Annotated in this window: 8 protein-coding genes; all 8 read left to right on the plus strand. The window is 61.1% G+C overall.

Features of this window, described 5'->3' with window-relative positions; genetic code table 11:
• Window positions 1–98: 98 nt before the first annotated feature.
• Window positions 99–1,613: an aldehyde dehydrogenase family protein gene (locus tag M0D69_RS35390; RefSeq protein ID WP_301786474.1), complete on the plus strand. Its 1,515-nt coding sequence runs from the start codon at window positions 99–101 to the stop codon at window positions 1,611–1,613.
• A 233-nt stretch (window positions 1,614–1,846) separates the two neighbouring features.
• Window positions 1,847–2,923, plus strand: coding sequence for an ABC transporter ATP-binding protein (locus M0D69_RS35395; RefSeq protein ID WP_301786475.1), 1,077 nt, complete (start codon window positions 1,847–1,849; stop codon window positions 2,921–2,923).
• Window positions 2,916–3,830, plus strand: coding sequence for an ABC transporter permease (locus M0D69_RS35400; protein WP_301786476.1), 915 nt, complete (start codon window positions 2,916–2,918; stop codon window positions 3,828–3,830). The genes M0D69_RS35395 and M0D69_RS35400 overlap by 8 nt, the downstream gene beginning before the upstream one ends.
• A gap of 13 nt (window positions 3,831–3,843) precedes the next feature.
• The gene (locus M0D69_RS35405) at window positions 3,844–4,638 is read left to right on the plus strand and encodes an ABC transporter permease (protein ID WP_301786477.1); all 795 of its coding nucleotides are present in this window, start codon (window positions 3,844–3,846) and stop codon (window positions 4,636–4,638) included.
• A 33-nt stretch (window positions 4,639–4,671) separates the two neighbouring features.
• A complete protein-coding gene (locus M0D69_RS35410; protein ID WP_301786478.1) occupies window positions 4,672–5,001 on the plus strand; it encodes a (2Fe-2S)-binding protein in 330 nt (109 codons plus the stop codon).
• The gene (locus M0D69_RS35415; RefSeq protein ID WP_301786479.1) at window positions 4,998–6,449 is read left to right on the plus strand and encodes an NAD(P)/FAD-dependent oxidoreductase; all 1,452 of its coding nucleotides are present in this window, start codon (window positions 4,998–5,000) and stop codon (window positions 6,447–6,449) included. The genes M0D69_RS35410 and M0D69_RS35415 overlap by 4 nt, the downstream gene beginning before the upstream one ends.
• Window positions 6,442–7,593, plus strand: coding sequence for an FAD-binding oxidoreductase (locus M0D69_RS35420; protein ID WP_301786480.1), 1,152 nt, complete (start codon window positions 6,442–6,444; stop codon window positions 7,591–7,593). The genes M0D69_RS35415 and M0D69_RS35420 overlap by 8 nt, the downstream gene beginning before the upstream one ends.
• Window positions 7,594–7,652: 59 nt before the next feature.
• A complete protein-coding gene (locus M0D69_RS35425) occupies window positions 7,653–8,705 on the plus strand; it encodes an ABC transporter substrate-binding protein (RefSeq protein WP_301786481.1) in 1,053 nt (350 codons plus the stop codon).
• Window positions 8,706–8,972 lie beyond the last annotated feature (267 nt).

An 8,972-nucleotide genomic window follows, 5' to 3' on the forward strand; every position in this document is an offset into this window, starting at 1 on the left:
TATTTGCGCGCCGGAGCAGGTTCCAGAGCGGTACTGAGGGATCGCGGCCACAAGCCGCGCCGCAGTGCCCGGCAGCCACCCGACATAGAGAGGAAGTGATGGAACTGAACGATATTCTTGGCGCACTCGGTGTAGACCTCGGCCAGTGGAAGGGCGACGCTCTCCCGGCGCGTTCGCCGCTCAATGGCGCGACGCTTGCCCAACTGGCGGTAGATTCCCCCGCCGATGCCGCCCGCAAGATCGATGCGGCCCACGCCGCTTTCCTCAAATGGCGCACCGTGCCAGCGCCGCAACGCGGCGAACTCGTGCGCGTGTTTGGCAATGTGCTGCGCGAGCACAAAGACGCACTCGGCAGCCTTGTCACGCTGGAAGCGGGCAAGGTCACGTCCGAAGGCCTGGGCGAAGTGCAGGAAATGATCGATATCTGCGACTTCGCCGTCGGCTTGTCGCGCCAGCTTTACGGTCTGACGATTGCATCCGAGCGGGTTGGTCATCGGATGATGGAAACGTGGCATCCGCTGGGTGTGGTTGGTGTGATTTCCGCGTTCAACTTCCCGGTGGCTGTGTGGTCGTGGAATGCGGCGCTGGCGTTTGTCTGCGGCGACGCAGTGGTGTGGAAGCCATCGGAGAAAACGCCGTTGACGGCAATCGCCTGTCACGCGCTGTTCGAAAAGGCGCTGCGCGAATTCGACAAGACTCATCCGGGCGTCGCGCCGGAAGGATTGAGCCAGTTGCTGCTCGGCGCACGCGAAGTCGGCCAGGTGCTGACCGAGTCGCCGAAGGTGCCGCTGGTCAGCGCGACCGGCAGCGTGCGCATGGGCATGGAAGTGGCGCAAGTGCTGGCGAAGCGCCTCGGCCGCAGCATCCTCGAACTGGGCGGCAATAATGCGATGATCGTCGCACCCAGCGCCGACCTCGATCTGGTCGTGCGCGGCGTGACCTTCTCGGCAGTCGGCACCGCGGGTCAACGCTGCACGACGTTGCGTCGCCTGATCGTGCATACCAGCGTCGTCGATCAGTTGCTGCCGCGTCTGGAAAAAGCGTTTGGATCGGTGAAGGTGGGTAGTCCGCTCGACAGCGATACGCTCGTCGGTCCGCTGGTTGACCGTGCAGCGTTCGACGGTATGCAAAAGGCGCTGCGCGATGCACGCGAGCAAGGCGGCGATGTAAAGGGCGGCGAGCGTGTAGACGTAGGCGGCCATGCCGAGGCGTATTACGTGCGTCCGGCGTTTGTGCGCATGCCGGCTCAAACGGCTGTGGTCGAACGCGAGACCTTCGCGCCGATCCTCTACGTGCTGACCTACGACGACTTCGCCGATGCACTGCAATTGCAGAACGGCGTGCCACAGGGTTTGTCGTCGGCGATCTTCACCAACGATATTCGCGAAGCCGAGCAATTCATGTCGGCGGCGGGCAGCGATTGCGGCATTGTGAATGTGAACATCGGCACGAGCGGCGCTGAGATTGGCGGCGCGTTCGGCGGTGAGAAAGAAACCGGCGGCGGCCGCGAATCGGGTTCCGATGCGTGGAAAAGCTACATGCGCCGCGCGACCAACACGATCAACTACAGCCGTGAATTGCCGCTTGCACAGGGCGTGAAGTTCGACGTTTGATCCAGATTAAAAAAGATTAAAAACCAGACGTCACACCACGACGTCGACCCCTTTCGTCCGAAGCGCACGCCAACCGCGGCGTGTAGCCCGGGCGTCGGACTTCCGCGGTCATCCCCGGTTGTTGCGCCTGAATCTGTCCTGCCGCGCGCCTCTTTATTGAAGCGCGCTCGCTTGTCCCTGCGCTGTTCGCGCTCTCGTTCAACTGCTGTTCCTGAAAGACCCTGGAGGCCGCCGTGTCGTTTCTCGTGCTGGATAAACTGACAAAAGCCTACGGCGACCTGAACGCCGTGAGCGACGTGAGCCTCTCGGTTGAAAAAGGCGAATTTGTTTCGTTGCTGGGGCCTTCGGGCTGCGGCAAGACGACGACGCTGCAAATGATCGCGGGTTTTATCGATGTCACGCGCGGGCGGATTTCGCTCGACGGCAAGGACATTACGCATGTGCGGCCGAACAAGCGCGGCCTGGGTGTGGTGTTCCAGAGCTACGCGCTGTTTCCGCACATGACGGTGGCGCAGAACGTCGGCTTCGGGCTCGAAATGCGCGGTGTCGGCAAGGCTGAATGTGCGGAGCGGATTCGCGAGACGCTTTCGCTGGTGAGGCTCGATGCGTTCGCCGCGCGTTATCCGCGTGAACTGTCGGGCGGTCAGCGGCAGCGGGTTGCGATTGCGCGTGCGCTTGTGATCAAGCCGCCGGTGCTGCTGCTCGACGAACCCATGTCCAATCTCGACGCCAAGCTGCGTGAAGAGATGCAGTTCGAATTGCGCGGGATCCAGCGCAAGGTCGGCACGACGACTGTGATGGTCACGCACGATCAATCGGAAGCGTTGTCCATCAGCGACCGCGTGGTCGTGATGGAAGCGGGGCGCGTGACGCAGGTCGACTCGCCGTATCGCGCATACGAGCGGCCGGAAAATCGCTTCGTCTCGCAGTTCATCGGGAAGGCGAACATGCTGGCGGGGACGGTGACCGAGGCACGTCACAACGAAGTCCATGTGGATCTTGGGCATCAACTGACCGGCATTGCCTGCATCGAGGCGGGCACCGTGTGGCGCGAAGGCGATACGGTGACCTTGTGCATTCGTCCCGAGAAATTGCACTTGTGCAAGGTGGGGACGGGGCGGTTATCGGCGACTGTCACCAGCCGTTTTTTCCTGGGCAGCCAGTGGTTGTATCGCGTCGATACCGCCATTGGCGAAGTGCTCGTATGCAGCCAGAACGAAGGCACGGAACCAGTGGCGGAGGGCGAGATGGTTGGCATCGACTGGCATCGCGATGCCGTGCGCGTGATTCAGGAAGCGAGTCATGGCTAGCACGATCGAATCGACGAAATCGAACGATAACGACGCATTGGTTAAAACCCGTGCACCGTGGCATGCGTTCGTGCCGCCGTGGCTGATGAGCGCGCCTGCGTTCATCCTGTTCGCGGTTCTGGTGCTGACGCCGCTTGCCATGACGGTTGTCCTGACCTTCTATCGCTTCGATCCGGCCAGCGGTCCGATCGCGGCATTCCAGTTCGGCAACTATGTTGAAGTGCTGACGGACAGCTATTACCAGACCATTTTCGCGCGGACCTTCGGCATCGCGATCCTGACTACGTTGCTGTGCGTCGCGATCGGTGCACCCGAAGCGTACGTGCTGTACCGGATGCGCGATCCGTGGCGATCGATGTTTCTGCTCGTGATCCTCGCACCGTTGCTCGTTTCAGTAGTGGTGCGCGCGTTCGGCTGGAGCATGTTGCTCAATACCAGCGGTATCGTGAACCAGTTCTTCGGTCTCTTCGGCCTCGGTCCGTACAAGCTCGAATACACGACCTTCGCGATCGTGATTGCGCTCGTCCACGTGATGCTGCCGTTCATGGTGATCCCCGTCTGGACCTCGCTGCAAAAGCTCGATCCACAAGTTGAAAACGCGGCGCTTTCGCTGATGGCTTCTCCTGCAACGACTCTGCGGCGCATTGTCTTGCCGCAGATTGCGCCCGGCATTCTGTCGGGCAGTTTGATGGTGTTCGGGTTGTCAGCGAGCGCGTTTGCGATTCCAGGTCTGCTCGGCGGCCGTCGCCTCAAAGTTGCGGCCACTGCCGTCTACGATGAATTCCTCGGTTCGCTTAACTGGCCGCTCGGCGCGACCATCGCGATCTTGCTGCTGATCGCGAACCTCGTGATCATGATCACGTATTACCGGATTCTGGAGCGTCGTTACTCCAGAAGCCTCGGTTAAGGAGACCGCTGCCATGCGAAAGAACGGCCTCATTGCCCTGAGTTTCCACACGCTGGTGATCCTGTTCGTGCTGGCGCCGCTGGTAATTATTGTGCTGGTTGCGTTCACGCCGGAGCAGACGTTGACGCTGCCTACGCGTGGTTTATCGCTGCGCTGGTTCCGCGCGATCCTCGATTATCCAGATTTCATCTCGGCGTTTCTGAATAGCATCAAGCTGGCATTTTCATCGGCAACTTTATCGCTTGCGCTGGCTTTGCCGGCGGCGCTTGCTATCGGCCGTGAGCGTTTTCCGGGGCGTGAATTTCTCAACGGATTATTCCTCTCGCCGCTGGTGATTCCGAGTCTCGTGCTCGGCATTGCGTTCCTGCGTTTCTTCGCCATGATCGGCGCGACCGGATCGTTCACGTGGCTCGTTGCGGCGCACATGATCATCATCACGCCGTTTGTCATGCGGCTGGTGCTGGCTTCGGTGAGCGGCATGGACCGCAGCATCGAACACGCGGCGCAGTCGCTTGGTGCGGATCGATGGACATCTTTCCGCCGCATCACGCTGCCGATGATCCTGCCCGGCATCACGGGCGGCTGGCTGCTTGCGTTCATCAATAGTTTCGATGAGCTGACCATGTCGATCTTCGTTACCTCGCCGCAGACCATCACGTTGCCGGTGCGGATGTACATGTACGCGACCGAATCGATCGATCCGATGATGGCGTCAGTATCCGCGCTCGTGATTTTCATCACGGCGGGCGCGATGATCTTGCTCGACCGGGTGTACGGACTGAACCGGATCCTGATCGGTTCGCATTGATTTGCTTGGGCGCCCACGACTTCTATCTACTCGATGACAACTAACCCCAGCGCAGCATCCGCCGGCGAGCCGCAATTCGTGCGTCTTACGGAAGCGCATCGCAAGCAGGTGGGTCTCACGGTCGACGGCGTGGCGACCGTGGCCCTGACCGGCGATACGGTGCTGAGCGCCATTCTGCTGCACACGCGGCGGGTGCGCGACACGGAGTTCAGCGGGGAGCCGCGTGCTGGATTCTGTCTGATGGGCGCGTGCCAGGATTGCTGGGTGCAACTGGAAGAGGGCACGCGAATCCGGGCGTGTTCGACGCTCGTCAAGGAAGGCATGCATGTGCTGACCCGGCCGGTTGGAGCCGTTGAAGCATGACGTCTATCGATAAAACCAGTATGCAGCGGGTTGTCATCGTCGGGGCGGGGCCGGCGGGCGTGCGGGCGGCCGAGACGTTGGTAGCGGCGGGGGTGGTGCCAGTCGTCATCGATGAAGCGCCGCGTGCCGGTGGGCAGATTTATCGCCAGCCGCCGGCCGATGCCGGTTTTGCCCGCAGCAAACGTACGGTGTACGGCATGGAAGCGGGCAAGGCCGATGCAGTGCATTCGACGATGGCGACGATGCTGCCGAAGCTCGACTATCGGCCGGACACGCTCGTATGGGGATGCGGTGCGGGACAACTCGACACCTTCCACGCGGGGCGTCAACGCACCGTACCTTATTCGCATTTGCTGATCGCGACCGGCGCAACGGACCGCATCCTGCCGTTTCCCGGCTGGACGCTGCCGGGCGTCTACACGCTTGGCGCGGCGCAGATCGCGCTGAAATCCCAGGGCTGTTCGATCGGTCGTCGTGTGGTGTTCGCCGGAACGGGGCCTCTGCTTTACCTCGTCGCTTATCAATATGCGAAAGCGGGCGCGCAGGTCGAGGCTGTGCTCGATACCAATCCGTTTTCACGCCAGTTCGCCGCGACGCCGCGTTTGTTGAAGCAGCCGTCCACCTTTGCGAAGGGGCTTTACTACGTTGGCTGGCTGGCGGCGCGTGGGGTTCGTATCGAACGTGGTGTGACACTGGTGCGTGCCACGGGCGATAAAGCTGTGCAGGCAATGACATATCGCGATGGCGATCGCGAGTTGACCATTCCCTGCGATGCCATCGGCTTCGGCTACGGTCTGCGTTCCGAAACGCAGCTGGCGGATCTCGCGGGTTGCCGCTTTCGCTTCAATCCACTCAATCGCGCGTGGCTGCCGGAGCGCGATACAGCCGGCCGCACCTCGGTGCCGGGCGTTTATCTCGCCGGCGATGGCGCGGGTATCGCGGGTGCGGATGCGGCAGAGCTGGCTGGCCGCCGCGCCGCACTTGCGATGTTGGAAGACCTCGGACATCGGGCCGCCAACGCCCAGGCTCATACGATGAAGCTGGATCGGCAACTGACCAACATTGCCAAGTTCCGAATTGGCTTGGAACAAGCATTTGCGCCGCCTGTCGATTGCGCGCCGCACTGGCCTGACGACATGACGGTGTGCCGCTGCGAAGAGATCGATGCCGGTACGCTACGCCGTTGCATTCGAGGTGGCGAAGCGAGCGAGATCAATCGGCTCAAGGCGCTTACGCGCGTCGGCATGGGCCGCTGCCAGGGGCGTATGTGCGGCGCGGCCGCGGCTGAACTGTTGAGCGCGGAGACGGGCAAACCTATCGCGGAAGTTGGACGCTTGCGTGGACAGGCGCCGATTAAACCGGTGCCTTTATCAATAGCGCTGATGGCTGAAATGGATGAAGCACCGGACCACCTCGCCGCCATCCCGGAGCATGCACGCGATGAATGAAACATTGCGATTTGACGTGCTGGTGGTGGGCGGCGGTCTGGTGGGTTCATCGACTGCGTTGATGCTTGCCAGGCGCGGCCTGAAGGTTGGGCTCTTTGAGCGCCGTTATTGCGGCGCGCAGGCGAGTGGCGTGAACTATGGCGGCGTGCGTCGTCAAGGCCGGCCGGCTGAACAATTGCCGCTTGCCGTGCGCGCCCGGGGCATCTGGGATCGCTTGCCGGAACTCGTGGGCACCGATGGAGAGTTCGTGGTGTCGGGACACTTGCGGCTGGCTCGCAGCGTTGGCGATCTTGCGGCGCTCGAAGCGTATGCACAGATGGCCAATCCGTTCGGCCTCGACTTGCAATTGCTGAGCGGACCCACGTTCCGGCGACGTTATCCGTGGCTGGGCGCGGCTGCATTGGGCGGTTCGTTGTGTCCCGGCGACGGCCATGCGAATCCGCGCGTCGTTTCGCCTGCGTTTGCGCGTGCGGCGCGTGCAGCCGGTGCCGATGTCCGCGAGCAGACCGCTGTCACGAACATCGTCCATGCGGGGGAACGATTTGTGGTCGAGGCACGGCATGACTCGGGCGCGGTGATCGAGGCGCATGCCGACTGGCTGGTGAATGCCGCAGGCGCGTGGGGTAACACGGTGGCTGGATATTTTGGCGAGTCCATTCCGATGGAGCCGATCTATCCGAACATGTGGGTAACCGAGCCGCTGCCGTATTTCATCGATCACAACCTTGGCGTTTATGGCGGTGGTATCTATGCGCGTCAGGTAGCGCGTGGCAATGTCGTGATTGGCGGTGGTCGTGGATCGGGCGACGGCGAATATGCCCAGCCGCTCACTGAGACGACACGCGCGGTAATGCGTGCTGCTTGTGCGCTGCTGCCGAGGCTCAAGGATGCGTTGCTGTTGCGCAGCTGGACGGGCGTGGAAGGCAGTACGCCTGACGATAACCCGGTGATTGGTTTTAGCCGCACGACGCCGCGGCTGTTGCATGCGTTTGGATTTTCAGGCGGTGGCTTCTTGCTTGCCCCGGGGGTAGGGCAGGTGCTTTCCGACCTCGTTGCAGACGGCGCGACGAGTACACCGATTGATGCTTTTTCGATTGAAAGATTTGCTCAGTTCGCGGCGGGTGACTGCACCCACAACCACTAGCGGTCCAAGAAAAGTGCGGACGAAACCAACCAAGACCACCTTCTAACGGAGATCAGTAAATGAAAGCGTTTCATACAATCGCAGGTGCGGGCATCGCCGCGCTGTGCGCGGCAGCACTGTCCACTCCCGCGCAAGCGCAAAGCAAGACCATTTACATCGGCATGAATGGCGGCGCGATGGAAAAGGCCTACACGAGCGAAGTCCTGCCCGAATTCGAAAAGGCCAACGATGTCAAAGTGGTCGTCGTGCCTGGCACGTCCTCTGACATTCTGGCGAAGTTGCTGGCGAACAAAGCCAAACCGCAAATCCACGTAGTGTTCCTTGACGACGGCGTCATGGCACGCGCGGTCAGCATGGGTGTTTGCCAGAAACTCGACGACAGCCCAGAACTCAAGCAACTCTACCCCTTCGCGCGCATGAAGGACGACATGGGCGCGGGCGTGCAGCTCGGTATGACGGGCATCGCGTACAACACGAAACTGTTCACGGCAAACCACTGGGCGCCGCCGACGTCCTGGCTCGACTTCGCCGATCCGAAATACAAGGACAAAGTGGTATTCCAGTCGGCATCGAGCAGCACGTTCGGCCTGCACGGTTTCCTGATGATCAACCGGCTTGAGGGCGGGTCGGAGAAGAACGTCGAACCGGGCTTCACGAAATGGCAGAGCACGGTGGGCAAGAACGTGATCGAGTACATCCCGAACTCGGCGAAGATCTCGGAGATGGTGCAAACCGGACAAGCGGGCTTGTTCCCGCTTACACCGACCGCCGTGGGTGACTTGCAAGCGAAGGGCATTCCTGTTGCTTATGTGAACCCGAAGGAAGGCCCGGTGCTGTTGCTCGTCGATGAATGCGTCGTCGCGAACAATCCGGATCCGGCATTGGCGCAGAAGCTTGCGGCGTTCATGATCTCGGCATCCGCACAAAGCAAGGCCGCGGTTGCCGGCCGTCAGATTCCTACGAATCGCCAGGCTAAAATGCCCGACTCGATGCAGCAGCAACTCGGCAATCTCGACGAGCTGGTTAAGAAGGTGAACGTGGTGGACTGGGATGTGATCAACGCAAATCGCCCGCAGTGGGACGCGCGCTGGAATCGTCAGATCGAACGGTAAGGTGGGTTTTTTTTCGCTCGCGCCGGTGGACGGGTTTTGGTTTTGGTCTGCCGGCGCGGGTGGGTGGAGTCGTTGCTGGGTTGGTGCTTTCTGCGTCCGTGGCCGGTCTATGCTGGCTGTTCTCTTTATCGCTGTTAGCCACTGTGCGTGGCGGCACTTCATTTCTTTTTCCAACAACGACGAAAAAGAAACAGAAGCAAAGAAAACGCATCCCAACAATCAGCAAGTTAGTGTCCCTAGCGTGCAGGCCCCAGTTTTTGGCACCTG

Origin of the sequence: Caballeronia sp. SEWSISQ10-4 2, assembly GCF_030464885.1 — a bacterium.
Taxonomy (GTDB): Bacteria; Pseudomonadota; Gammaproteobacteria; order Burkholderiales; family Burkholderiaceae; genus Caballeronia.